Below are 471 nucleotides of genomic sequence, written 5' to 3' on the forward strand. Positions count from 1 at the left end.
TCACTGCACCGTTGGACAGGGTCACGCTCATCGCGGTGCCGGCCGGGTTGGTCAGGGTCGCGGTGTAAGTGATCTGACCGCCTTCGGTGACCGAACCGGTGGCCGCCAGGGACAGACCGGTGTTGTCGATCGAATCGGTGATCGTGGTGACCGCCGGGGTGGTGCTCGGGGTCAGCTGCTCGAAATTGCCACCGGTGGTGCTTTCGATGGTAGTGCTGACGGTGCTGCCGTTCTTGTAGACGTCATTCGCCGGGGTGTCGACCACCACGGAACCGGACGTTTTACCGGCCTCGATGTTGATCACCGCGCCGTTGCTGAGCGTGACGGTCATCGGCGTGCCGGCCGGATTGGTCAGGGTCGCGGTGTAGGTAATCTGGCCGCCTTCGGTGACCGAACCGGTTGCTGCCAGGGACAGCCCGGTGTTGTCGATCGAATCGGTGATCGTGGTGACCGCCGGGGTGGTGCTCGGGG

General features: G+C 64.5%; 1 protein-coding gene. It reads right to left on the reverse strand.

Translation table 11 applies throughout. The features are described from left to right. Window positions 1-471, reverse strand: a 471-nt coding sequence (locus AC1DHT_RS29350; RefSeq protein ID WP_477761604.1) for an immunoglobulin-like domain-containing protein, incomplete at both ends; no start/stop codon positions are given.

The sequence above is a fragment of the Pseudomonas sp. 05N432 genome (genome assembly GCF_056396945.1).